Origin of the sequence: Methylobacterium sp. Leaf88 (assembly GCF_001422795.1) — a bacterium.
Classification (GTDB): domain Bacteria; phylum Pseudomonadota; class Alphaproteobacteria; order Rhizobiales; family Beijerinckiaceae; genus Methylobacterium.
The window spans coordinates 62072-86965 of sequence record NZ_LMMK01000004.1 but is presented as its reverse complement, the minus strand read 5'-3'; the positions used below and the strand labels follow the sequence as shown (position 1 = coordinate 86965).

Here is a 24894-nt window from a genome sequence, read left to right as displayed (position 1 = left end):
GACCGGCGGCTCCCCCACGCGTTCCGTCCTTGCCGGGCCTCGCAGCCGCGTCAGGCCAGGCCGGCCAGCACGGACCATCGCACCAGCTCCTGCAGGCTGGCCGCCTGGGTCTTGGCCATGAGCTTGGCCCTGTAGATCTCGACGGTCCGCGGGCTGATGTCGAGGGTGCGGCCGATGTCCTTGCTGGAGCCGCCCGCGACGAGTTGGTCCATCACCTGACGCTCGCGGTCGCTCAGGGTGCCGACCCGACGGACGAACTCGTCGAGGGTGGGATCGACGACCTTGGCCGCTCCGCCCCGGTTCAGGGCGGAGCGCAGCGCCTGCACCAACGCTTCGTCGTCGAACGGCTTCTCGATGAAGTCGCAGGCCCCGAGCTTCATCGCCTCCACCGCGAGCTGCACGTCCCCGTGCCCCGTCATCACCACCACGGGGAGGGTATGGCCGCAGGCCCGCAGGCGGCGCAGCAGCTCGAGCCCGTCGACGCCGGGCATGCGGATGTCGGTCAGGACGCACCCGCGGGCCGGCTTGACCAGCGTGTCGAGGAGGTCCGTCGCGGCCTCGTAGAGCGCGATCTCGAAGCCCGCGGTGTCGAGCAGGAAGCCGACCGAATCCCGCATCGCCGGGTCATCGTCGACCACGTGCACGAGGCTATGGGCCATGGATGGCATCTCCCTCCGGGGCGGTCGCCAGGGTCAGGCGAAACGTCGCCCCGCCGGCCGCGTTGCGCTCGACCGTGAGGCGGCCGCCATGCGCCTCGATGATGGTGCGGCAGATCGAGAGGCCGACGCCCATCCCGCTGGCCTTCGTGGTCACGAAGGGCTGGAACAGCCTGTCGGCGACCTCGTCCGCGATGCCGGGGCCGGTGTCCGCCACCGTGATCTCGACCGCCTCGGCGGAGAGCGCATGGGCGTCGACGGCCAGTTCGCGCCGTTCGCTGTGCTGCATGGCCTCGCGCGCGTTGCGCATCAGGTTGACCAGGACCTGCTGGACCTGCACCCGGTCCGCCAGAACGGCCTTCAGGCCGGGGGCCACGCGGAGGCGGGCGACGAGGCCCTGCTCCCGGGCGCCGACCAGGGCCAGGGCGCCCGCCTCCTCGATCAGCCGCGAGACCGACTCGAGGCGGCGTTCGGTCTCGCCGCGGGTGACGAACTCCCTCAGACGGCGGATGATCTGCCCGGCCCGCAGGGCCTGCTCGGCGGTCTTGTCGAGAACCTCGATGGTCTTGGCAATGGCTTCGGGACCCGGGTTCGCGAGCAGGCGACGGCAGCCCTTGGTGTAGTTGGCGATGGCGCCGAGCGGCTGGTTCAGCTCGTGGGCCAGGGTGGATGCCATCTCGCCCATGGCGCTCAGGCGCGAGATGTGGACGAGTTCGGATTGCAGTTCCTGCAGCCGTGCCTGGATCCTCTGATGCTCGGTCAGGTCGTTGATGAAGCCGGTGAAGAAGACCTGCTCGCCCGAGCGCATCTCACCGATGGCGAGCTCCATCGGGAAGGTCGTGCCGTCCGCCCGCTGGCCCGTCACGACCCGATGGATGCCGATGATGCGGCGCTCCCGGGTTCGGCGGTAGTGGTCGAGATAGCCATCGTGCTCGCCGCGCATCGGCTCCGGCATCAGCATCCGGACGTTGCGCCCGATGGTCTCGGCGGCCGCGTATCCGAAGAGGCGCTCGGCCGCCGTGCTGAAGGAGGTGATGAGGCCGCCCTCGTCGATGACGACCATCGCCTCGGGCACCGTGTCGAGGATCGAGCGCAGGTGCGCCTCGCGGGCGCGCAGGTCCGCCTCGGCCTTCTTCTGTTCGTGGATGCTGAGGACGACGCCCCGGTGACGCACCGGTCGGCCATCTGCGTCGCGGTTCACCTGCCCGCACGAGCGCAGCCAGCAGACCTGACCGTCCGGCCGCACGACCCGGTAGTCGACCTCGTAGCTCCCGCCATCCCGCAGGGCCCCCTGGATGGCATCGGCCCGCGCCTGGCGGTCATCGGGGTGCACCAGGGCCTGGGAGGCCGTGAAGGTGGTCAGTCGCTCCGGCGGAACGCCGAAGAGCCGGGCGCAGGTCGGCGAGACCGTGACGCGGCCGGTCGGGATATCCAGAGACCAGATGCAGACGCCCACGTCGTCCAGGGTCTGCCGGAGTTCGTCGACGGTCAGCGTGCCGTCGCCCAGATGGCCGAGGGACATCGAGCCGATGGGGTTCGTCATCGTTCGCCCCCTTCGGCGCTGGCTATTCCAGGGCTCCAAAGAACAATCTCTGCAACCAGTCCGTTCAAGGATGTCACGTGATGGACGCTTCCACGAACAGCAACATCTTCGGCCAACATCATGGCCCGCAGATCAATGGCCGGCGATTGATGCGGTTTCTATCACTGAAGATAGTCGATGGATACCGCGCAACTGCTGGCCGCGGCTAAGCATCTTGTGGCGAAGGGGGCGTTTGAGGTGGATCAAGGCGGCTGGGTCGCGACGGGACGAACACGGGACCCAGCAGAACTTGGAGACGCCCCATGGCGAAGCCCCCCTCATCCCCGCTCGCGGCCATTCGCGACATCCTCGTCGGCACGACCGTCGAGACCGCGTACGAGGAACCCTCGAGCGCCATCGGTTACGGCCTGACGCTCGCGAAAGCCGCCGGCGCCCACCTCACGGTCCAATCCGCCTCGTGGTGCCTCTCGGGCGACGATGCCTGGCTCGGCAGTTTCGATCTCGACGACGATGGGGTCGCGCGCATCGACCGGCGCCTCGATGCGATGGCCCGTTCCGTCGCGGACCGTGCGGCCGGGGACGCGGCGCAGGCGGGCGTGCTCTGCACGACGCAGACGCCGAGCCTGCCTTACCCGGACGTCGTCGGTCGGCTGGTGGCTCAGGCCAGCCTGCATGACCTGACCGTCCTGGATGCGGGACCGCGGACCTACGATCTGGATCGCGAGGTGATCGAGAAAGCCCTCCTCGCGAGTGGTCGTCCGGTCATCGCAGTGCCGCCGGGACACGACGCCTTCACCGGTCGGAAGATCATCGTGGCCTGGGACGGCAGTGCGCAGGCGGCGCGGGCGGCCAACGACGCGATGCCGTTCCTCTGCGCGGCGGACGCCGTCGAGATCGTCTGCGTCGCCGGCACAGAAGAACTCTACACATCGGTTCCGGGTGCCGAGTTCGCGCCTCACCTCGCGCGCCACGGCGTGACCGTCAGCGTCGTCGACGTCCCGGTGGTGGGGGACACCGCGGAGACGCTTCGCAACCAGGCGACGATGTTTCACGCCGACATGATCGTGATGGGGGCGTACGGCCATTCCCGCGTCCGCGAGTTCTTCTTCGGTGGCGTCACGCGCGCCCTCCTGAGAAGCAGCCCGGCCCCCCTGCTCCTCGCGCACTGACGAGGGGAGGTTCGGTCACGAGACCGAGCCGCCGATACCGCGTTCCCGTTGCGGCCGTCCGGGTCGCACGGCCCAACACCCCGTCCCGTCCGCGATCCCGCCGTGGCGCGGGAGGCGCCTTGGGACGAAAACGACCCGCGCGCCGTGACGGATGCCGGGGGCTGTGGCGAGACCCCTTCGAAGCGGCGCGGGGCCTTCACCGGGGGGCGCGCGCAAACTCCCGCATGAACGCCAGGAGCCGTCGCAGATGGTGGCGGTCGGGTTCCGGCCGCGAGCCCGTCGCGAGGGCGCCGATCAAACCGTCGACGAAGAGAGACCCGCCCGAATAGGCGATCGACCAGTCGGCGAAGTCACGCCGCGGGGCGTCTCGGTCCTGCACCACGTGGACTTGCGTATGCCGCCGGTCGCGGCGGATGCTCTCCATCAGTTCGTCGATGGCGGCGCGCGAGCCTTCCAGGATCTGGGCGAAGCGTCCGTCGGTCGCGATCAGCGCGCCGGTGACGTTCAGCCGAACGTTCCTGACATGCGCGGCGTCCACGATGTCCCGGATGTCCGCTTCCGTCGCCTGCCTGCGACTGACGTAGAGAAAGGATCGCTCCATGGGCTTCTTCGACCTTCGTCTTCGTCCACCGGCCGGATCGCCATCCCGGGGAGGACTGTCATCGCCTCAGGTACTTCAGATACGCGGTGAGGTCGTCGGCATCGGAGGGATCGAGCTGGAACGCGGGCATGGCCGGGTGACGTCGCTCGACACCCTCGACCAGGATGTCGGCGAGATCATCGATGGGAAAGCGGCGGGCGAGCGTTCGAAACGCCGGCGCCTCGGGCATCGGGCTGACTCCCCGAGAGCCGATGCCATGGCATCGCGCGCAGGTCGCGCGGGCCAACGCCTTGCCGCGTGAGGCCGATCCGTCACGGGCCGTGGCGGGGGGCGCGACGAGCCCGAACAGCGCGACCGATGCGAGGACGAGCGCGCGGCGCATCAGTGGCTCATCAGGCAGCAGACGGGTGCCGTCTGCAGGATGTCGTGGGTCATGCCGCCGAAGATCCATTCCCGAAGGCGCGAATGTCCATAGGCTCCCAGGACGATCAGGTCGGCGTATTCCCGGCGTGCGAAGCGCAGGATCTCGTCGGCTTCGACCGACCGGCTTCCGAACAGGGCATGGGTGGTGGCATTCACGTCGTGGCGCGACAGGTGGGCCGCCACCTCCTCGATTCCCTGGAATTGCGTCTCCTGTCCGACCGAGACGAGGTAGACGTGGTCCGCCTGTCGCAGGAAAGGCAGCGCCGCCGTGACGGCCCGCCGGGCCTCGAGGGTGTCCTTCCAGGCGACGACGATGCGGTCGGCGCCCAGGTGCTCGATCCCCGGGGGAACGATCAGGACCGGACGTCCCGCCTCCATCAGCAACGGGCCGGGCAGCACCGTCATCGCGCCCGGCACGGCATCGGCCGGGCCATGGCGCCCGACCACCACGAGATCCGCCGCGCGGGCCTCCCGGGCGAGGTTGGCCGTGGGATGTCCCTCGGTGAACCGCCAGTCGGTGCGGAGGCCCTCGCGGGCATGGCGCAGGAACAGGTCCCGGACCCGGGCGGCCTCGTCGCGCGATCGGCGTTCCTCGGCCGCGCGCAGGATCCCGTCCGCCTGCATGTTGGCGAATGCGGACGGTCCGGGGATCGGCCGGGCCGCCACGCCGGTCAGGTCGGCCGCGAAGCGCCGCGCCAGGCCGGCGGCGAGCCGGACGCGGTCGGCGGAACCGCGATCCAGGTCCACGGATACCAGGATGTGCGCGTAACCCACGGCCGCCTCCCCAAGCCGCCGAGCCCGGCGGAAGGGCAATCTGGCTCGGCCCGGCTCCGCCGGCCTTGATCCATCTCAAGGGACGGCACGAGGCCGCTGGGCCGGGCGCGCGGATTCGTCGGCATCGGATGCCGGGGCGGTCATCGGACCACCGAGCGCCCGCATGGCGTTGAGGATGACGGCGACGTCGATGACCTCCTGCAACAGGGCGCCCCGCAGCGGCGTCAGGTAGCCGAGGGCCGCCGCGACCATGCCGGCGAGCGACAGGCCGAGGCCGACCAGCACGCTCTGGAGCGCGATGGCCCGGGCCCGCCGGGCGATGCGGATCGCATCCGGAAGCGGCGCGAGGCTGTCGACCAGCAGGACGACGTCCGCCGCCTCGGCCGCCGCGGCCGCGCCCCTGGCGCCGAGCGCGACCCCGAGATCGGCGGCCGCCAGGGCGGGCGCGTCGTTGACGCCGTCCCCCACCATCATCACCAACCCCTGCCCCCGTTCGCGCGCCACGACCTGCGTCTTCCCCGCAGGATCGAGATCGGCCGCCAGGGCATCGATGGGCAGGCCCGCGATCAGCGCCTGCGCGACGCTGCGCCGGTCTCCGGTCGCGAGCACCACGCGCCGGATGCCGCAGCGGCGCAGGTCCGCGAGCGTCCGTCCGCCATCCGTTCGTACCGGGTCGGCGAAGCTCAGGATCGCGGCGGGCCTGCCGTCCACGGCCACCAGCACCGTCGCGGCCACGGCATCCGCGTTCCGGACGGCGTCCGTCTCCGGGAAGGGGATGCCGTGCGCCCGCATCGTGCGGGGTCCGCCGACCCTCACGGGCCGCCCCGCGACGAGGCCCGACACGCCCTCGCCCGGGACTTCGGCCACCTGCGTCGGCTGCGTCAGCGTAAGGCCGCGGGCGAGGGCCGCATCGACCAGGGCACGGGCCGTCGGATGGCCGGAGGCTTGGTCGAGGGAGGCGGCCAGCCTCAGGACATCCTGCTCCGCGACGGGACCGAGGCGATCCACGGCCGTCAGCCGCGCCGTCCCGTGGGTCAGCGTCCCGGTCTTGTCGACCACCAGGACGCGCACCCGCGCCAGCTTCTCCAGGGCGCCGCCGCCCTTGATGATGACGCCGATGCCGGCCGCCCGCGACAGACCGGAGATCAGGGCGACGGGCACCGCGAGGATGAGCGGGCAGGGCGTGGCGACGACCAGCACCGCGAGGGCCCGCAAGGGATCGCCCGTGGCAGCCCAGGCGCCCCCGGCCAGCATCAGGGTCAGGCCGAGGAAGGCCAGGCCGTAGCGGTCGGCGAGGCGCGCCATCGGCGCCTTCTGGGTTCGGGCGGCCTCGACGAGCCGGACGATCCCCGCATAGGTGCTCTCGGCGGCCCGGCGCTCGGCCAGGAGCGTGAAGGGCGCCCCGACATTGACTGTGCCGCTCAGCACGGACGCGTTCGCTTCGAACGTGACCGGCAGGGCCTCGCCGGTGAGCGTCGCCTGATCGAGGATGGCCCGGCCCGCGGCGACGCGGCCGTCCACCGGCAGGACGTCGCCGACGCGCACGAGGATGCGGTCGCCCGGGGCCAGGGTCTCGATGGGGACTTCCCTCACGCCGCTCGAGTCCTCGCGGAGGGCGGAGCGTGGCTGCCGGGCGAGCAGCGCCGTCATGGCCCGCCCGGCGCGTCCGGAGGCGTAGGCTTCCAGGGATTGGCCACCGGCATACATGAGGGCGATGACGACGCCGGCCAGCGGCTGCGACAGGGCGAGCGCGCCGCCCATCGACAGCAGGGCGACGAGGTCGAGCCCGACGTCGCCGCGCGCCAGGCTGGTCACGACCTGGAGCGCGAGGACGGCGAGGACCGCCAGCGTCGGAAGCGTCCACGCCCAGGCCGCGATGTCCGGGCGACCGAGCGCCTCGGCGGACAGGCCGGCGCAGAGGCCGGCGAGCGGAAGGACGGCCAGCCCTCCGCGCAGGCCCGTCAGCCAGCCGAGGCCCGCCGGCGCGCGCGAAGTCCTGGGGTCAACGGCCGCGGTCGTCATTCTCAGGGTCGCTTCCAGCTGTCGGGGGCCTTCGGGGTGCGCCCGTGTCGACCGGGAAGCCTTGCGCTGGATCAACAGGCGCCCGTTGCGTCGACGGAGAGGGCCCAAGCCTCGCGACGGCGAGCGCTGCGTCGCCGCGCCGATCCCGCATCGCCCGCCGGGAAGAGTTTTCGCTGCCTTGATCCAGCGCAAGGTCGCGGCGTCGGCCCCCCGCCATCGTCGGGCGGATGGATCCGGGCGCATCGCCCGGACGCCCGGAGATCCCGATGCCTTCCCTGACCCTGCCGAGCGCGGTGGACCTGGCCCGCACCCAGTTCGCCCTGACCGTCGTGTGGCACTTCCTATTCCCGGCCTTCACCATCGGCCTAGCGAGTTTCCTGGCCGTCCTGGAGGGCCGCTGGCTGGCCACCGGCAAGGCCGTCTACCTCGATGTCTACCGCTACTGGCTCAAGGTCTTCGCCGTCGCCTTCGCCATGGGCGTCGTGTCGGGCCTGGTGATGTCCTACCAGTTCGGCACCAACTGGTCGGTCTTCGCCGACCGCACCGCGCCGATCCTGGGGCCGCTCCTCGGCTACGAGGTGCTCACGGCCTTCTTCCTCGAGGCCGGCTTCCTCGGCGTCATGCTGTTCGGATTGGAGCGGGTCGGCCCGCGCCTGCACTTCCTGGCGACCTGCCTCGTCGCCTTCGGCACCCTGACCTCGGCCTTCTGGATCCTCTCGGCCAATTCCTGGATGCAGACCCCCACGGGCCACGTGCTGGGGGCCGACGGCCGGTTCGCCCCGGCCGATTGGTGGGCCATCGTCTTCAACCCCTCCTTCCCCTACCGCTTCGCCCATACGGTGACCGGCGCCTACCTGACCACGGCGATGATCGTGGGCGCGGTCGCTGCGTGGCATCTCCTGCGCGACGGCCGGAATCCCCGTGCCCGGGTGATGTTCTCCATGGCGATGTGGATGGCCGCGCTCGTCGCGCCGGCGCAACTGGTCATCGGCGACGTGCACGGCGCCAACACCTACCAGCACCAGCCCGCCAAGGTCGCGGCGATGGAAGGGCACTTCGAGACCCAAAGCCGGGCCCCCGCCCTGGTCCTGGGATGGCCCGACGCCGAGGCCGGCGAGACACGGGGCGCCCTCGGCATCCCGGGCCTGGCGAGCCTCTACCTCACGCACGACCTGAACGGCACCGTGAAGGGGCTCAAGGACATGCCCCGCGCGACCTGGCCGACCAACCTGCCGCTGGTGTTCTGGTCGTTCCGCATCATGGTCGGTCTCGGCCTCCTGATGATCGCCCTCGGGTTCGTCTCGCTCTGGCTGCGCTGGAAGGGCCGGCTCTACGAGACCGTCTGGTTCCAGCGCTTCGCGGTCGCCATGGGACCGTCGGGGCTGATCGCCGTCACCGCCGGCTGGACCGTCACCGAGACGGGGCGCCAGCCCTTCACGGTCTACGGCCTGCTCCGCACCGCCGACAGCGTCTCGCCGATCGCCGCGCCCGCCGTCGCCGCCTCCCTCGCGGCCTTCGCGGTGGTCTACCTCGCGGTGTTCGGGGCGGGCATCTGGTACCTGCTGCACCTCTTCAACCAGACCCCGCAGGTCCACGAATCCGGACCGCCGACCGGCGTGCCGGTGCGAACGGCCGGCATCACCCCGGCACCGGCCCTCGACGCGCCCCACGCGGGCGCGCGCCGTCCCGCCCTCCAGCCCGCGGAGTAGTCCCCATGACCCTCGATCTCACCCTCGTCTGGGCGCTCCTCATCGCCACCGCCATCTTCCTCTACGTGGTCATGGACGGCTTCGACCTCGGGGTCGGCATCCTGTTCCCGGCGATCCGGGAGAAGGCCGACCGGGACGTGATGGTGAACACCGTCGCCCCGGTCTGGGACGGCAACGAGACCTGGCTGATCCTCGGCGGGGGCGGCCTGTTCGCCGTGTTCCCGCTGGCCTACGCCACGCTGCTGCCGGCCCTCTACATCCCGCTGACGCTGATGCTGCTCGCCCTGGTGTTCCGCGGCGTCGCGTTCGAGATGCGGTTCCGGACCGTCACGCGTCTCTCCCGGACCGCGTGGGACGGCGCCTTCTCGGCCGGGAGCCTCGTCGCCGCCTTCTGCCAGGGCATCTGCCTCGGCGCCCTGGTGCAGGGCGTCCGCGTCGAGGGGCGGGCCTATGCTGGAGGCTGGTGGGACTGGCTGTCGCCGTTTTCCCTGTTCACCGGGCTCGCGCTGGTCGCCGGTTACGGGCTGCTCGGGGCGGGCTGGCTGATCTGGAAGACCGAGGGTGAGCTCCAGCTCCGGGCCTATCGCCTCGCCCGGGCCTTCGGCTGGGCGACCGTCGCCGCCATCGCCGTCGTGTCCCTGGCGATGCCGTTCCTTAGCCCCGCCTTCCGCGGTCGTTGGCTGACCTTTCCGGCGATGGCCTTCGTCGCCCCCGTCCCGCTTCTCGTCGGCCTCCTGGGCTGGCGCCTGCGCGACGCCCTCGACCGGCGCGAGGAGGTCATGCCCTTCCTGTGCGGGCTCGGCCTGTTCCTGCTGTCCTATGTCGGGCTCGCCATCAGCCTGTTCCCGATGATCGTGCCGCCCTCGGTGACGATCTGGGACGCGGCCACGCACCCGAGCAGCCAGCGCTTCCTTCTCGTCGGAACGGTCGTGCTCCTGCCGATGGTGCTCGGCTACACCGCCTACGTCTACTGGTTGTTCCGGGGTAAGGTCACCGCCGGCGCGCCCGGCTACCATTAGGGAGGCGGACCATGACCATCCCCCGCTGGATGCGCCGCCTCGGTTGGTTCGGGGCCCTGTGGGCCGGCGGCATCGCCTGCCTCACGGCGGTCGCCCTGCCCCTGCGATGGCTCCTCAAGGTCGTATGACGAGGGCCGTCTCGGCCGAGCCGCGTTCACCGACCCCCTCCCGGTTCGAACGGGTCATCGGGCAGGCCGCATCGGGGCAGGCCACCGTGTCTCGCGCGGCCGAGGCGAAGCGGCCGAGGCGACGCGATCCGTCGCAAGGTCAGGGGCTCCCTGTTGGCCGCCGAAGCCCGATGGGGTTCGACGGCCACGAGGGGGCGGTTCAGGCCCGAACCCGACCCGCCTCAGACGTCGAGGTTGGCGACGCTGAGGGCGTTGTCCTGGATGAACTCGCGGCGGGGTTCGACCACGTCGCCCATCAGCTTCACGAACAGGTCGTCGGCGTCCTGGGTGTCCTTGACCTTGACCTGGAGGAGCGAGCGCACGTCGCGGTCGAGGGTGGTTTCCCAGAGCTGCTGGGCGGTCATCTCGCCGAGGCCCTTGTAGCGCTGGAGCTGCAGCCCCTTGCGGCCGAAGGCCATCACCGCCTCGAACAGGCCGACGGGCCCGTGCAGGGTGGTCTCGTCGCCCTTGCGCGCGTAGGTGACGGGCTGGTCGTAGATCTCGCGCAGGGCCTCCGCCCGGTCGGCGAGGCGGCGCGCCTCCTGCGAGGCCAGCAGCGAGGCGTCGAGGGTCGCCACCTGGCGCACGCCGCGCAGGGTCCGGCTCAAGACGTAGCCGCCCTCCGAGACGGCGCCCTCCCAGCCACGCTCGATGTCGTCGGCGATCCGGTCCATGCGCCGGGCGACCTCCTCGGCCAGCACCTCGGCCTCGGCCGCGTTCTCGTCGACATTGGCCCGGAAGGCGCCGGCGATCAGGGCCTGCTCGACCACGGCGCGGTCGTAGCGGGTGTGGAGCGCCTGCATCAGCCCGCGGAACTGGCGGGCCTCCTCGACCAGGGACTTCAGCTGCGGGCCGCCGAACTCGGTGCCGGAGGCCAGCCGCAGCACGGCGCCCTCGACGCCGGCATCGATGAGGTAGTCCTCCAGCGCCCGCTCGTCCTTGAGGTAGAGCGCCGACTTGCCCTTGGCGGCTTTGTAGAGGGGCGGCTGGGCGATGTAGAGGTGCCCGCGCTCGATCACCTCCGGCATTTGCCGGAAGAAGAACGTCAGCAGCAGGGTGCGGATGTGCGAGCCGTCCACGTCGGCATCCGTCATGATGATGATGCGGTGGTAGCGCAGCTTGTCGGGGTTGAAGCCCTCGCGGTCCGTGGACGAGCGGCCGATACCGGCGCCGAGCGCGGTGATCAGGGTGCCAATCTCGGCCGAGGACAGCATCCGGTCGGCCCGCACCCGCTCCACGTTGAGGATTTTTCCGCGCAGCGGGAGAACGGCCTGGAAGGTGCGGTCGCGGCCCTGCTTGGCCGAGCCGCCGGCGGAATCGCCCTCCACCAGCAGGATCTCGCACTTCGAGGGATCGCGCTCCTGGCAATCGGCGAGCTTGCCGGGCAGCGAGGCGATGTCGAGGACGCCCTTGCGGGTCACGGTCTCGCGGGCCTTGCGAGCCGCCTCGCGGGCGGAGGCCGCCATGATGACCTTGGCCATCACCGAGCGGGCCAGCGCCGGGTTCTCCTCGAGCCAGTTCGAGAGCCCCTCATTGAGGACGTTCTCCACGGCCGGGCGCACCTCGGAGGAGACCAGCTTGTCCTTGGTCTGCGAGGAGAATTTCGGGTCCGGCACCTGCACCGAGATCACGGCGGTGAGGCCCTCGCGGCAATCCTCGCCGGTCAGCGAGATCTTTTCGCGCTTGGCGATGCCGGACGATTCCGAATAGCCGGTGATCTGCCGGGTGAGGGCGGCGCGGAAGCCCGCCATGTGGGTGCCGCCGTCGCGCTGCGGGATGTTGTTGGTGAAGGGCAGCACGGTCTCGTTGAACGAGTCGTTCCACCAGAGCGCGACCTCGACGCGGATGTTGTCGCGCTCGGCCCGCACCATGACGGGCTTCTGCATGCCCTCGATGGGTTTGCGCGAGCGGTCGAGGTAGCGCACGAAGGCCTCGATGCCGCCCTCGTAGTACAGCTCCTCGCGCTTGTGCTCGGCGTGGCGGGCGTCGGTGAGGACGATGCGCACGCCGGAATTCAGGAAGGCGAGCTCGCGCAGGCGCTTCTCCAGGGTCGCGTAGTCGAACTCGATCATCGTGAAGGTGTCGGTGGAGGGCAGGAACGACACCTCGGTGCCGCGCCGGCCGTTGCCGTCGCCGACGACGATCAGCGGCGAGACCGCGTCGCCGTGGCGGAACTCCATCGCGTGCTCGCGGCCGCCCCGCCAGATGCGCAGGCGCAGCCATTGCGAGAGGGCGTTGACCACCGAGACGCCGACGCCGTGCAGGCCGCCGGAGACCTTGTAGGAGTTCTGGTCGAACTTTCCGCCCGCGTGCAGCTGGGTCATGATGACCTCGGCCGCCGAGACCCCCTCCTCCTTGTGGATGTCGGTGGGGATGCCGCGGCCGTTGTCGGAGACCGTGACGGAGCCGTCGGCGTTCAGCGTGACGGTGACGAGGTCCGCGTGGCCCGCGAGCGCCTCGTCGATGGCGTTGTCGACCACCTCGTAGACCATGTGGTGCAGGCCCGAGCCGTCGTCGGTGTCGCCGATATACATGCCGGGGCGCTTGCGCACCGCGTCGAGGCCCTTGAGGACCCGGATGGATTCCGCGCCGTAGGCATCGGCGGCGAGGTTATGGGAACTGTCGGACATGAACTTCCTCGGGCAGGCGGGCATTCAGGCCGGACTTGCCGGCCCAGGCCGGGCCCCCGCCGCCTGCATTTCTTCTTGACCCGCGCAATATAAGCATTTCCCACTGGGAATGCATCGTTTTCGGGCCCGTGGACCCCCGGAATCGCGACCACGATGCCCCGTTCGCGTTAACCCCCCGTCAAGGCCCCGCCGGGATCCGGCCGACGGGGCCCGGCCGGCCTCAATCCTGCAGGAACGGGTTCGACACGCGCTCCTCGCCGAGCGTGCTGGTGGGGCCGTGGCCGGGGATGAAGGCGACGTCGTCGCCCAGCGGCAGGACCTTGTCCTTGATGGCCCGGATGAGCTGCTCGTGGTTGCCGCCGGGCAGGTCGGTGCGGCCGACCGAGCCCTTGAACACCACGTCGCCCACGAGGGCGAAGCGCGCGTCGCGGCTCATGAACACCACGCTGCCGGGGGAGTGGCCGGGGGCGTGCAGGATGTCGAAGGCCAGGCCGCCGACCTCGACCACGTCGCCGTCGCCCAGCCAGCGGTCCGGCGTCACCGCCCGGGCCCCGTCGAGGCCGTAATTGGCGCCCGTCTCCGGCAGGCTGTCGAGGAGGTAGCGGTCGGCCTCGTGCGGCCCCTCGATCGGCACGCCGAGCCGGTCGCGCAGCTCGGCCGCGCCGCCGGCGTGGTCGATGTGCCCGTGGGTGAGCAGGATCTTCTCGATGGCGATGCCCTGGGCGGCGATCGCCGCCTCGATCCGGTCGAGGTCGCCGCCCGGATCGACCACGGCGCCGACCTTGGTCTCGTCCGACCAGATCAGGGTGCAGTTCTGCTGGAAGGGGGTCACCGGAATAATTCCGGCGCGGGGCGTGCCTGGCATCAGGGGTCTCGCGCGATGGCGCCGCGGCGGCGCGGGGGTCGGCGCCGCCGGAGCGCGGGGTGGACGTGAGGGCGGGCGCCGCAGCGGCGCCGGTGGCGGCCTGTCTAGCCCGAGATCGGTGCGGGCGCGAATCCGCCGCGCCCGCCGCGTCCCCCGCCGCGCGGCTCCCCGGTCGCCGTTCCCGTGTCGCGGCCCCCATGTCGCGGCCCCCATGTCGCGGCCCCATGGTCAAACTTCGGCCTCGCCACGGGCCTAACGGAGCCTTAACCACGGTCCGGCCGCACGCCTCGCCGAGCGAGCCACCGTCCCCCTCCCCCATCCGGGCCCCTTGCGCACATGCTGAAAACCGCCTTCGTCGCCGCACGGGACCGGCAGCGCCTCGGGGAGATCGCGTCCGTCCTCATCGGCTTCGGCGTCACCAAGGTGGTGGAGCGCCTCGGCCTCGCCCAGGTGGCGCGCCTCGCCAAGCGCCGGACGCCGCAGGTGGACATCGCCCGCCTGTCGCAGCCCCAGCGGGTGCGGCGCGCCATCGAGACCCTGGGGCCGACCTTCGTGAAGCTCGGCCAGATCCTGGCGAGCCGGCCCGACCTCCTGACCCCGGAATGGACCGAGGAGCTGGAGAAGCTCCACAGCCAGGTCTCGCCGATCCCGTGGGAGCGCATCCGGCCCCAGCTCGAGGAGGACCTCGGCGGCCCGGCCTCGGAGATCTTCGCCGAGTTCGACACCACGCCGCTCGCCGCCGCCTCCATCGCCCAGGTCTACCGCGCCCGCCTGCAGACCGGCGAGGAGGTGGTGGTGAAGGTGCTGCGCCCGGGCCTGCGCAAGACCATCGAGGCGGACCTGCGCCTGATGGGCCACGCCACCCGCATCGTCGTGGACGAGTGGCCGGAATTCGGGCGCTACCAGCCCCAGGAGCAGATGCGCCACCTGGCCAGCGGCCTCTACGGCGAGCTCGACCTCATCAACGAGGCGCGCAACTGCGAGACCATCGCGGCGATCTTTGCCGACCGCGACGACATCGTGGTGCCCAAGATCCACTGGGAATGGACCTCCGAGCGGGTGCTGGTGCAGGAATTCGTGCACGGCATCCCGCCCAACGACCATGCCCGCCTGGACGCCGCCGGCTACGACAAGGTGCTGCTCGCCCAGAAGGGCACCGACGCCTTCCTGCAGATGGCCCTGATCGAGGGCGTGTTCCACGCCGACCCGCATCCCGGCAACATGCTGATCATGCCGGACAACCGGATCGGCTTCATCGATTTCGGCATCATCGGGCGCCTCTCGCAGCGCCGCCGCACCCAGCTCCTGATGCTGATCGGCGCCATGCTCAAGGAGGATTCCGACGGGCTGATGGCCGTGCTCCTCGACTGGAGCGGCTCGAGCAACCCGGACCTCACCAAGCTCGAGGCCTCGTCGCAGGCCTTCGTCGCCCGCCACACCGGCGCCTCCCTGGATTTCGGGGCGCTGCTCACCGACTTCATGACCATGGCCCGCGAGAACGACCTCGCCATGCCCACGGATCTGGCCATCCTGTTCAAGGGGCTGGTGACCGCCGACGGGGTGATGCGCCAGCTCGACCCCGGCTTCGACCTGTTCTCGGCCGCCGGGCCGACCGTGCGGCGCAAGCTCGCCTCGCAGTTCTCGATCAAGGGCCTGACCCGCAAGGTCGAGGCGGTGGGCGCCGGCCTGTTCGGCGCGGCCTCCGAGCTGCCGACCCTGATCCACCTCATGCTGGTGCGCCTGAAGCAGGGCCGCGTCACCGTCGAGATCGAGCTCAAGGGCATCGAGAAGCTCACCCGCGGCATCGAGCGCGCCGCCGCCCGCATCGCGGTGGCGCTCATCGTCGCCGCCTTCGCCACGCAGCTCGCCCCCCGCTTCATGGACCTCGGCACGCCGGCCTTCATCACCGTGGGCGCCATGGTCTGCGTGATCGGGATCGGCTGGCTGGTCCTGCTGGGGCGCAACAAGTAGCGGGGCGGGCGCCCCCTAGGACGCCGCGGCAGGCTCGGCCGCGCGGGGGCGGACGCCGGAATCATCCACCGTCGCCCGCGCCTTCGACAGGTCGTGGGCGTTCTGGAGGTTGAGCCAGAATTGCGGCGTGGTTCCGAAGCGGACGCCGAGCCGGATCGCGGTGTCGGCGGTGATGCCGCGCCGGCCCCGGATGATTTCGGAGACCCGGTTGGGCGGCACGCCGATCTCCGCCGCGAACTGCCGGGCCGACAGGGCGAGCGGCGTCAGGTACGCCTCCACGAGGATCTCGCCGGGATGGGTGCGGATGCGGGCCATGGCCGATCTCCTGTGCGGTCGCGCGAGGATACATCGGCCCGCGCCCCGCGAAAAGTTTCTCTCAGGTTGCATTTCTGATGAAACAAATTACCTGAAGTTCGCATGCCCCATCGGGCTGCCAACGGAAGGACGCGGACACCATGGCTGATCGTGCGGTCAGGAAGACCGGAAAGAACGCTGAAGGCGACATCACGGCGTTGTGCAACGATGGCGACGCGTGGTCGCCGCGCCGGAAGCAGGACGCCATCAACGACATCGAACTCGGGCTGCACAGCTATCACGTGCCCTGGACAAACGGACGGACCGAGATCCGGGTCGTCCAGGGGCCGAACGGCAAGTACCTGCGCACGGATCGGGATACCACCACCCGGAACAACCTGGACGATCTTCCGGATTGCTGATCCGGTTCGGGGTTCGGGCGTGAACGCCGCGGCGGTCCTGCTCCCAGCAGGGCCGCCGTCCCGGCGCCGGGGCGGCTGGCCTACCCCACCCGCCGCTTCAGCGGGGCGTCGAGGCCGCCGACGCGGAACCAGTGGTAGCCGTAGCGCTCCATCATCAGGCAGTGGCGGCCCTCCGCGTCCGCTTCGCAGCGGCGGCCGGTGAGGAGGTCGACGAGGAGGTGGCCCTCCGGCCTCGCGATTCCGGCCGAGAGTGCGATCTCCATCGGCGTGCCCGCGAGGTTGTGCACGCAGAGCACGGAATTGCCCTCCCAGTCGTAGCGGATCGCCAGGATCGCCGGCGAGGCCGTCTCGATCACGGTGAAGTCGCCCCAGCCGATCTCCGGCACCTCCTTGCGGGTGCGGATCACGCTCTCCATCCAGTTCAGGAGGGAGCCGCGGTCGTGGCGCTGGCTGGCCACGTTGACGTGGTCGAAGCCGTAGGCGCCCTGGTCGATCACCGGCAGGGTCGGGGTCTCGCTCTTGGTGAAGCCGCCCTGGGCCTCGCCGCTCCACTGCATCGGCGTGCGGGCGCATTCGCGCTCCTTGAGCGAGAGGTCGTCGCCCATGCCGATCTCGTCGCCGTAGCGCAGCACGGGTGTGCCCGGCAGGGTGAACATCAGCGAATAGGCGAGCTCGATGCGCTGCTGGTCGCCTCCGAGCATCGGGGCGAGGCGCCGCCGGATGCCCCGGTCGTAGAGCTGCATGCCCTTCTCGGGCCCGAAGGCGGAAAACACCGCCTGGCGCTGGGCCTCGGTGAGCCGCCCGAGGTCGAGCTCGTCGTGGTTGCGCAGGAACACCGCCCACTGGGCGGAATCGGGCCGGTTCCAGGTCTTGCGCATGGCCTTGGCCAGGGGGCGCCCGTCGCCGGCCGCGAGGCCGTAGAACAGGGCCTGGTTGACGGGGAAGTTGAACAGCATGTGGAGCCGGTCGGCGTCGTCGCCGAAATAGGCGAGGTCCTTCTTGGGCAGGATGTTGGCCTCGCCCAGGATGATGGCGTCGCCCTGGCGCCACTGCAGGAACTCGCGGAAGTCGCGCAGCATGTCGAACTGCTCGTCGGGCTCGCCCGTGACCTCCGGCCCCTTCTTGGCGATGACGAACGGCACCGCGTCCATGCGGAAGCCCGAGACCCCGAGCTGGATCCAGAAGCCCATGATCTTCTGGATCTCGGCCCGCACCGCCGGATGGGCGGTGTTGAGGTCCGGCTGGAACGGCATGAAGCGGTGGAAGTAGTAGGCCCCTGCCTTGGCGTCGCGGGTCCAGGTGGTGGTCTGGACGCCGGGAAAGACCATGCCCTCGTCGGCGTGGGGCGGCCGGGTCTTCGACCAGACGTACCAGTCCCGGTAGGGCGAATCCGGGTCGGAGCGGGCGGACTGGAACCAGGGATGCTGGTCCGAGGTGTGGTTGACCACGAGGTCGATCAGGACGCGCAGGCCCCGCTGCTTGGCCGCGTGGGTGAAGGCGACGAAGTCGCCGAGCGAGCCGTAATCCGGATCGACGCCGTAATAGTCGGAGATGTCGTAGCCGCCGTCGCGCTTGGGCGAGGGCTGGAACGGCATCAGCCAGATCGCCGTGATGCCGATGCCCTGCAGGTAGTCGAGCCGGCGCTCCAGCCCGGCGAAGTCGCCGATGCCGTCGCCGTTGCCGTCGAGGAAGGTCCGGACCGAGAGGCAGTAGACGATGGCGTTCTTGTACCAGAGGTCCTTGATCATGCCGTCATCCCCGGGAGCGGGCGCCCCGGGCCACAACGCGGGCCCGCGGGAAAGCGTTGCCGTGAGCGTTGCCGTGAGCGTTGCCGTGAGCTTGGCCAGTGCGGAACGCCCCGAGCGTGGCCGTCCCGTCCTTAAATCAGCCGCCTTGTGCAGCGCATCTGCCACGCTCCGGCGCGCGGTCTCGGCTATGACCGTGCGGCCCTCCGCGCCACGACCCCACTCCCGGTATCCCGGCCCGCATGAACATCATCCTGATCAAGCTGTTCGCCACGGCGCTGACGCTCAGTCAGGTCACGACGCGGCCGGATGCGGTGAAGACGCAGTTCGATCCCGTGGCCGACAAGGCCCAGGTGGTGCAGATCCTGCGCGACGGCTGCGCCCACATGCGCAAGGCCTTCGACATCGAGGACATCAACCTCGACGAGCTGATCTCCACCGCCATGGAGGACCCCAGCGCGGTGGCGGGCGCGAGCGCCCCCAAGATCCTGCACGGCCTCGACATCGGCGAGCTCAACGTCAGCTACCGCCAGTTCTGCAAGGGCGAGACCCCCAAGGACTCGCCCTTCGACGCGGCCGAGGTCATCGCCTTCTACAACAAGGCGGTGGCCGACCTGCCCTCGGCCGAGGCCCTGAAGGAGCGCAAGCTCCCCGGCGCGTCCCTGATCCTCGACGGATCGGGCAAGCGCTACGCCGAGGCCTTTGAGGCCAATGGCCGGCGCCTCAGCGTGCCGATCGCCGAGGTGCCCACGATGGTGCAGAAAGCCTTCGTGGCGGCGGAGGACAAGCGCTTCGAGACCCACCGGGGCATCGACGAGCGCGGGGTGATCCGCGCCTTCATCGGCAACCTTGCCTCCCCGGGCCGCCCGGCCGGCGGCTCCACCATCACCCAGCAGGTGGTCAAGAACCTCTCGGTCGGCGACGACGTCACCTACGAGCGCAAGATCCGCGAGATGATCGTGGCCTCCCGCCTGGAGCACATCCTGGGCAAGCCGCAGATCCTGGAGCTCTACCTCAACGGCATCTATCTCGGCCGCGGCGCCTACGGCATCGAGATGGCCGCGCGCAGCTATTTCGGCAAATCGGTGGGCCAGCTCACCGTGACGGAGGCCGCGCTGCTGGCCGGCATGCCCAAGGGCCCGAACTTCTACAGCCCCGACAAGTACCCCGACCGGGCGCGCGAGCGCCGGGCCTACGTGCTGGCGCGCATGAAGGAGGAGGGCGTCATCACCGAGGCGCAGCTCGGCGAGGCCGCCAACGCGCCCCTCGGCCTGAAGCCGATCGACGCGGTCCGGCGCGATTCCGGCTTCTACTTCGTCGACCACCTGGCCCGGGAGGTGCGCACCTTCGCGGGCGCCGACTCCCTCACCGCCGCCAGCCACGTGGTGCGCTCCACGATCAACGCCGGCTTGCAGACCGCCACCGAGACCGCCCTGCAGGAGGGCCTCTCCACCTACGAGCGCGCCACCGGGCGCGCCCGCTACGAGGGGCCGGAGCTCAACCTCGCCGAGGCCGTGCGCAAGCTCGAGGCCGCGATCCCCGCCGCCGAGGCCTCGCCCCTGGGCGTCCCCCTCCTCACGGGCGATCCGGTCAAGCCGGTCGCTGCCCCGGCTCCGAAGCCGGCCCCGAAGACGAAGGCGGAGCGCAAGGCCGCCGCCGCCGCCGAGAAGGCGGCGGAGCAGGCCGCGCCCAAGGTCGAGCGCCCCAAGCCGGCCTGGCAGCGGGCGCTGGAGACCGCCCGGCCCGTCCTCTACGACGTGCACTGGCCTCTGGCCGTGGTCCTGGATACCGGGCGCGGCGGCACCGCGAAGGTCGGCCTCGCCGACGGCCGCACCGCCAGCCTCGAGCCCGGCCCGGCGCGCGGAAAGCTCCAGCCCTACGACGTGGTGCGGGTCAAGCTGCGCGATCCGAACGCGAAGGCGCCGCGCGCCGACCTGCGGGTCCGGCCGAGCGTCCAGGGCGCCGCCCTGGTGCTGGAGAACCGGACCGGGCGCATCCTCGCCATGGCGGGCGGCTTCTCCTATCCGGTGAGCCAGCTCAACCGCGTCACCCAGACCGTGCGCCAGCCGGGCTCGACCCTGAAGCCCCTCACCTATCTCGCCGCGCTCAATGCCGGCCTGCAGCCCAACACCCTGGTGCTGGATTCCGCCATCACCCTGCCGCCCATCGGCGGCGTCGGCGATTCCTGGTCGCCCAAGAACTACGAGGGCACGGGGGCCGGGGCCACGACCCTGCGCCGGGGCCTGGAATTCTCCAAGAACCTCGTCACCGCCCGCCTGCTCCAGGGCGGCATCGCCGACAAGGCGCCGGCCAGCCTGCAGAAGGTCTGCGACCTCGCCCTGGAGGCGCAGATCTACGCCGAGTGCGAGCGCTACTATCCCTTCGTGCTCGGCGCGCAGCCCGTGCGGATGGTGGACCTCGCCGCGTTCTACGCCGCGGTGGCCAACGAGGGCGCGCGGCCCGCGCCCTACGCCCTGGAGTCGGTCGAGCGCGACGGCAAGACCCTCTACACCCGCGAGGCCCGGGCCCCGACCCGGATCGGTTCGGCCGACCGGGTGGCGTTCTACCAGCTCAAGACCATGCTGCAGGGGGTGACGAATCACGGCACGGCCGCGGCGCTCGCCCGGTTCTCGTCGTCGATCGCGGGCAAGACCGGTACCTCGGAGAACGAGAACGACGCCTGGTTCGCCGGCTTCACCAACGAGATCACCATCGTGGTCTGGGTCGGCTACGACAATGCCGACGGCACCCGCCGAACCCTCGGGCGCGGGCAGACGGGCGGCCACCTCGCGGTGCCCATCGCCGGCACCATCCTCCAGGCGGCCTGGGCCAACGGCGTGCCGCGCACGTCCCTGGCCCCGCCCTCCCCGGAGGCGCGCCAGGACCTCCTCGAGGCCAGCATCGATCCGCGCAGCGGCCAGCGCGTCGACGGCGGCGGCGTCCTGGAGCATTTCCGGATCAAGGACGGCCGCATGGCCGACACCCAGTACAAGCTGCTGCCCCGCGAGACCCGGACCGCCATGCGGCCCGATCCCGAGGACGGCGACCTCGGCGCCGAGGACGACGCCCCCGACCTGGCCGGGGGCCTGTTCGGCGGCCTGCGGGGCCAGCCGGACGACGATCGGCGCCGGGCCCAGCCCGAGAGCGACCTCCTCGATCCCTACGGCGAGCGGCGCAACCGCCGGGCCCAGTCCGAGACCTACCAGCCCTGGCCGGGCACGCAGCGCTCGCCCTTCGGCGACGAGGAGGAGATCCGGCCGCGCCAGCGCCGCCGCGATCCCGACTACCTGTTCGGCGACGAGCCGCGCTTCTGAGGGCGCTCCGCCCGGGGCACGGCCCCGACCCCCTCTCCTCGACCCCCTCTCCTCGACCCCCTTTGCCGACCCCCTTTGCCGACCTCCTCTTGCCGACCTCCGAGGCCCCGACGTGCACAGACCGCTTCCGGCAACCCTTCTCCTCGCCCTCGCCCTGACGGGGGGCGCCGTCCGCCCGGCCCTCGCCCAGGAGGGCATCAAGCTCCAGCCGCCCGCAAGCCCGGCGGTCTCGGAGCGGATCAAGGACGTGCCCGCCATCGAGGCGGCCGGCGTCGCCGGGCTGAAGCCCGGCACCATCCTGTTCACCGACCATCGCGACGATCCGGCCAAGCCCGAGAACGGCCTCGTGCCCTATCTCGACTGGGGTAAGCTGCGCCCCGGCGAGCGGGCGGCCCTGGCGCCGCATCCGGGCTATGTCGAGCCCGATTACGTGCAGACCCTGAACGGCGTCGCCAAGCGCCGGCACGAGACCCTGAAGGTCTACGTGGCGCAGGGGCGCTTCGTGGTGGCCAAGGCCCCGGAGAGCATCGACCTCGCCGCCTACGCCACCCTCGGCTTCGTCGCCAAGATGGACCCGGTCATCAAGCACAAGGCCCTGAACCCGGCCGACGCGACGCCGAACAAGGACCCGGCGGCCGCCTTCGCCAAGCGCCCCGACCGGCCCTGGTGCGAGGTCGGCACCACCTGCATCGAATCGCGCTACGACCTCGAAGGCAAGCTGCCGCTGGGCGTGAAGCTCGCCAACCGGCTGGAGGACGGGGCCTCGAAGAAGATCGCCGAGTTCGTCTCGTTCCAGAGCGAATTGCGCACCCTGCCCCCGGCGGAGATCGCGGCGCTGGGCAACCTCACCAAGCTCGACACGCCGGTGACGGGCGGGCTGGAGCAGACGATCTTCTGGGTCAACCAGATCCTGCGCTTCGGCAAGTTCCTGGCGGTGTTCCAGCCCATGCCGGGCGATCCGGCCAAGACCGTGGTGACCACCTACGTGGCGCTTGCGATCAAGGGCGACGTCCTCGACCGCAAGCAGGAATATGCCCGCGTGCCGGTGCTCAAGAACCTGCTGCCGGCCCAGGTGCTGATGGGCAACTCGTCCTTCAACACCGGCACCTCGATCAGCGCCGGCCTGCCGACCTACGCCCGCAACCGCATGATCGCCTTCGCGGACGCGCTGGCGAAGAACTGAGGGTGGGGGCGGCGCCGCTCGGGTCGAAAACCCCATCGGCTTGGCCCCGCGAGGGGCTGCACCCGACCCTTTGCAGAAGCCCGGAACCGCCGCTTGCGGGCTGCACGGTTGAGCAGCGCCCTACGGCCGGGACGGGTGAATTTCTGCCCGGCTGCGATCGGATAGATCCTGGGCGAGGCGGACGTATCGATCAGGGCCGGAAGCCGGGGGAATGACAGCTCAACCTACGCCGGTCGGGCCATCGATGACCCGCCGCACGCGGCGCGCGAGTTCCAGCCGTTTATAGGGCTTATTGATGATCTCGAAATCCGTGCCACCCGCATCCGAGCGTTCGATGGATGCCTCCGCGTAGCCCGTAGTGAGCAGCACCTTGATCTTAGGCTGTCGCTCGCGTGCGGCGCGGGCCAGCATCACGCCGTTCATCCCACCCGGCATGATGAGATCGGTGAAGAGGAGATCGATCCGGCGCTCGCCGTCGAGGAACTCAATCGCCGCGCGGGGGCCGTCGGCCACGATGACTTTGTAGCCGAAATCCTCCAGGATCATTCCCGCCGTCTCCGCCACGTCCGGTCGGTCGTCGACCACGAGTACCGTTTCGGTCCCGTGCCGGTCGGCGGCGCGCTGCGAGGCCCTGCGCTCGTCCTCGATCTTCTGGTCGCTTGCTGGAAAGAGTAGGCGCACCGTGGTGCCGTGCCCCACCTCAGAGTAGATCTTGACCGAGCCGCCCGATTGCTTGGCGAAACCGTAGACCATCGCGAGGCCTAGGCCTGTGCCCTTGCCTTCGCCCTTGGTGGTGAAGAACGGCTCCATCACTCGGTTCAGGATCTCGGCCGGCATACCGCTACCCGTATCGGTGACGGATACCACCACGTAGGCCCCAGGGCCGACCGTCTTGAAGAGCGCCGTATCCTCGTCCTCGATGAGGAGGTTTTCGGTCTTGACCGTGACGGACCCTCCGCCCGGCATCGCATCGCGGGCGTTCAGCAAGACGTTCAGCAAGGCGACCTCGGCCTGGGTCGGGTCGATGCGGGTGTTCCAGAGATCGGATGCGAGGGACTGCTTCAGGGTGACGTCGTCCCCCAGGGTACGCTCGGCCATCTCGCTCATGCTTTGGACGAGGCCGTTGAGGTTGAGGAGGCGCCCCTCCAATCGCTGCTTGCGCGAGAAGGCCAGAAGCTGGTGGGTCAGCTTGGCGGCGCGTTCCGAGGCGTCGCGCACCGCCTCGCCCGCCCGCCGCAATCGGCCGACATCGATGGTCGGGTGGTCGATCAGCGCCAGCATGACCTCGTTGTGACCGGAGATCACTTGTAGGAGGTTGTTGAAGTCATGCGCGATCCCGCCGGTAAGCTGCCCCAGGCTCTCCATCTTCTGTGCTTGGTGTAGACTCTCCTCTGCGTCGCGGCGGCGCGAAACGTCGAGCTGCGAGCCGAAGAAGTATACGAGGTCGCCGGCTCGGTTGAAGACCGGCGAGACGAACAGCGCGTTCCAGAACGAAGACCCGTCCTTGCGGTAATTGATGATCTCCGTGGAGAACTCGCGCTGCTCCGCAATGGCGACACGCAGTTCGGTGACCACCTCTCGGTCGGTCTCAGGCCCTTGGAGGAAGCGGCAGTTCGTGCCGATAAGTTCGTCCCGGGTGTAGCCTGTCATGCGCTCGAAAGCGCGGTTGACGAAGATGATGGGATTGTCGGCCTGGTGCGGGTCCGTAACGATCATCGGCATGCGCGTCGTTTCGACGGCCGCGAAGAAGATGTCGTGATGCTGGTCGATTACGCCCGAAGGGCCACTGCCGCTGACCGGCGTCTTTGGGCCGTAGGTCTTCGGCTTCTCGGGGGAAGTTGGCAAGAAGGAACTCCGGGCTTCGAAGGACCGCCGGAGCCCTCGGTCACTCCAAACACGTCTTTGTTGTATTCTCTGCGCCAGCGGAAATGCCACTGAACAAAAATTGACCAAGGCCTGAGGGTAGCAGTGTCGCACCGAGGCGCGCCGGTGTGAGCAAAGCGAATGACCGCTTCAGGGGATTAGGGAAACCGCTCGCTATGGCCATTGTTGGTCGGAGGCGGAACATCCGCTTCAGGACGAAAGGTCAGGGTCCGCAAACCACTTGCGGCAGCCCTTCGCAGGGTCGCGCGGATTGGGTTTTGACCCCGGCCTCCTCGGCCTGAGGGGCACCCCAGCACGCCCATGCCGAACCTCTCCCCGCGAGGGGGGAGAGGGACGCGCCCTGCGTCCAGGCCGTGCGTCGGGCGACGCTGGCCCTTTCCGGCTTCCGGGCGAGGTGACCGCCGGTGAGGGCCCACCGTCATTCCGGGTCGCCAGAGGCGCGCCCCTTCGGTTCCGGGCTCCGCTGCGCGGCCCCGGGAAGAGGGTGGGCGACGGCAACCGTT

General features: G+C 70.3%; 19 protein-coding genes. 8 read left to right on the top strand and 11 right to left on the bottom strand.

Translation table 11 applies throughout. The features are described 5' to 3' along the window. Positions 1-50: 50 nt before the first annotated feature. On the bottom strand, positions 51-659 hold the full coding sequence (gene fixJ / locus ASF20_RS02430) for a response regulator FixJ (protein ID WP_056220050.1): 609 nt from the start codon (positions 657-659) through the stop codon (positions 51-53). Next, entirely contained in the window at positions 649-2199 is a 1551-nt protein-coding gene (locus ASF20_RS02425; protein ID WP_056270434.1) for a PAS domain S-box protein, read from the bottom strand. Before ASF20_RS02425 ends, fixJ begins: the two co-directional genes overlap by 11 nt. Positions 2200-2501: 302 nt before the next feature. On the opposite strand from ASF20_RS02425, the gene ASF20_RS02420 reads away from it, so the two are divergent. After that, on the top strand, positions 2502-3368 hold the full coding sequence (locus tag ASF20_RS02420; protein ID WP_056220044.1) for a universal stress protein: 867 nt from the start codon (positions 2502-2504) through the stop codon (positions 3366-3368). A gap of 196 nt (positions 3369-3564) precedes the next feature. Here ASF20_RS02420 and ASF20_RS02415 read toward each other — a convergent pair whose 3' ends face one another. From ASF20_RS02415 to ASF20_RS02400, 4 genes are all read right to left on the bottom strand, one after another. Further along, a complete protein-coding gene (locus tag ASF20_RS02415; protein WP_056220039.1) occupies positions 3565-3969 on the bottom strand; it encodes a BLUF domain-containing protein in 405 nt (134 codons plus the stop codon). 58 nt (positions 3970-4027) lie between these two features. Next, positions 4028-4351 carry a cytochrome c gene (locus ASF20_RS02410; protein WP_056270431.1) on the bottom strand — a complete coding sequence of 108 codons (324 nt, stop codon included), beginning with the start codon at positions 4349-4351 and terminating at the stop codon, positions 4028-4030. Next, positions 4351-5166 (bottom strand): universal stress protein, encoded by an 816-nt coding sequence (locus ASF20_RS02405; RefSeq protein ID WP_056270428.1) that lies wholly within the window; start codon positions 5164-5166, stop codon positions 4351-4353. The genes ASF20_RS02410 and ASF20_RS02405 overlap by 1 nt, the downstream gene beginning before the upstream one ends. Positions 5167-5241: 75 nt before the next feature. Then, complete coding sequence (locus ASF20_RS02400) at positions 5242-7188, bottom strand: heavy metal translocating P-type ATPase (RefSeq protein ID WP_056270425.1); 1947 nt, start codon at positions 7186-7188, stop codon at positions 5242-5244. Between the two features lie 266 nt (positions 7189-7454). Here ASF20_RS02400 and ASF20_RS02395 point away from each other — a divergent pair, with 266 nt between their 5' ends. The 3 genes from ASF20_RS02395 to ASF20_RS23025 are packed head-to-tail and all read left to right on the top strand — an operon-like array spanning position 7455 to position 10044. Then, a complete protein-coding gene (locus tag ASF20_RS02395; protein ID WP_056270421.1) occupies positions 7455-8897 on the top strand; it encodes a cytochrome ubiquinol oxidase subunit I in 1443 nt (480 codons plus the stop codon). A 5-nt stretch (positions 8898-8902) separates the two neighbouring features. Further along, positions 8903-9916, top strand: a complete 1014-nt coding sequence (gene cydB / locus ASF20_RS02390; RefSeq protein ID WP_056270418.1) for a cytochrome d ubiquinol oxidase subunit II — start codon at positions 8903-8905, stop codon at positions 9914-9916. An 11-nt stretch (positions 9917-9927) separates the two neighbouring features. Beyond that, positions 9928-10044, top strand: coding sequence for a DUF2474 family protein (locus tag ASF20_RS23025; RefSeq protein ID WP_082486892.1), 117 nt, complete (start codon positions 9928-9930; stop codon positions 10042-10044). Positions 10045-10265: 221 nt separating this feature from the next. On the opposite strand, the gene gyrB is transcribed toward ASF20_RS23025, so the two are convergent. Together gyrB and ASF20_RS02380 are read right to left on the bottom strand one after the other, a co-directional pair. Then, positions 10266-12713, bottom strand: coding sequence for a DNA topoisomerase (ATP-hydrolyzing) subunit B (gyrB, locus tag ASF20_RS02385; protein WP_056270416.1), 2448 nt, complete (start codon positions 12711-12713; stop codon positions 10266-10268). Between the two features lie 220 nt (positions 12714-12933). Continuing rightward, positions 12934-13578 (bottom strand): MBL fold metallo-hydrolase, encoded by a 645-nt coding sequence (locus tag ASF20_RS02380; RefSeq protein WP_056220021.1) that lies wholly within the window; start codon positions 13576-13578, stop codon positions 12934-12936. 336 nt (positions 13579-13914) lie between these two features. On the opposite strand from ASF20_RS02380, the gene ASF20_RS02375 reads away from it, so the two are divergent. After that, positions 13915-15549 (top strand): AarF/UbiB family protein, encoded by a 1635-nt coding sequence (locus tag ASF20_RS02375; RefSeq protein ID WP_056220018.1) that lies wholly within the window; start codon positions 13915-13917, stop codon positions 15547-15549. Positions 15550-15564: 15 nt separating this feature from the next. Here the strand turns inward: ASF20_RS02375 and ASF20_RS02370 are convergent, their stop codons facing one another. Beyond that, the gene (locus ASF20_RS02370; RefSeq protein ID WP_056220016.1) at positions 15565-15864 is read right to left on the bottom strand and encodes a HigA family addiction module antitoxin; all 300 of its coding nucleotides are present in this window, start codon (positions 15862-15864) and stop codon (positions 15565-15567) included. 140 nt (positions 15865-16004) lie between these two features. On the opposite strand from ASF20_RS02370, the gene ASF20_RS02365 reads away from it, so the two are divergent. Next, on the top strand, positions 16005-16265 hold the full coding sequence (locus ASF20_RS02365) for a DUF3892 domain-containing protein (RefSeq protein ID WP_056270413.1): 261 nt from the start codon (positions 16005-16007) through the stop codon (positions 16263-16265). 80 nt (positions 16266-16345) lie between these two features. On the opposite strand, the gene ASF20_RS02360 is transcribed toward ASF20_RS02365, so the two are convergent. Continuing rightward, complete coding sequence (locus ASF20_RS02360; RefSeq protein WP_056270409.1) at positions 16346-18013, bottom strand: alpha-amylase family protein; 1668 nt, start codon at positions 18011-18013, stop codon at positions 16346-16348. Positions 18014-18252: 239 nt separating this feature from the next. Between ASF20_RS02360 and ASF20_RS02355 the strand changes: the two genes are divergently transcribed. Continuing rightward, entirely contained in the window at positions 18253-21324 is a 3072-nt protein-coding gene (locus tag ASF20_RS02355) for a transglycosylase domain-containing protein (RefSeq protein ID WP_056270404.1), read from the top strand. Positions 21325-21436: 112 nt separating this feature from the next. Then, the gene (locus ASF20_RS02350; RefSeq protein WP_056270401.1) at positions 21437-22507 is read left to right on the top strand and encodes a hypothetical protein; all 1071 of its coding nucleotides are present in this window, start codon (positions 21437-21439) and stop codon (positions 22505-22507) included. A 219-nt stretch (positions 22508-22726) separates the two neighbouring features. On the opposite strand, the gene ASF20_RS02345 is transcribed toward ASF20_RS02350, so the two are convergent. Continuing rightward, on the bottom strand, positions 22727-24352 hold the full coding sequence (locus ASF20_RS02345) for a hybrid sensor histidine kinase/response regulator (RefSeq protein WP_056211791.1): 1626 nt from the start codon (positions 24350-24352) through the stop codon (positions 22727-22729). Positions 24353-24894 lie beyond the last annotated feature (542 nt).